1 pseudogene is annotated in these 395 nt (G+C 68.9%); it reads left to right on the top strand.

Annotation, left to right across the window (positions count from 1 at the left end):
• A pseudogene (locus EFT72_RS19035) lies at positions 1 to 395 on the top strand (D-alanine--D-alanine ligase A); the annotation flags it as partial.

The raw sequence follows: 395 nt of genomic DNA, 5'->3' as shown, positions 1-395 counted from the left end.
CTGCAGCCGTGCGATGCGGCCAGCGTGCTCGGCCAGATCGATGTGGTGCTGCCGATCGTGCACGGACCGCTGGGCGAGGACGGTGCGCTGCAGGGGCTCCTGCGCATGGCCAACCTGCCCTTCGTCGGTTCGCCGGTACTGGGCTCGGCAGTGGCGATGGACAAGGACGTGACCAAGCGTCTGCTGCGCGACGCCGGGCTGCAGGTGGCGCCGTGGCTGTGCATCCGCCGCCACCAGGTGGCGGAAGTGGATGTCGATGCGGTGATCGCCCAGCTTGGCCTGCCGCTGTTCGTGAAGCCGGCCAACCAGGGCTCGTCGGTAGGCGTGAGCAAGGTCAAGGACGCGGCGGGCTTTGCCGAAGCGCTGGCAATGGCGCTGCGCTACGACCACAAGGT

The sequence above is a fragment of the Clostridium sp. E02 genome, assembly GCF_003833015.1.
Lineage (GTDB): Bacteria > Bacillota > Clostridia > Lachnospirales > Lachnospiraceae > Lacrimispora.
The sequence above is the reverse complement of the archived record's forward strand: the minus strand, read 5'-3'. Positions and strand labels throughout refer to the sequence as shown.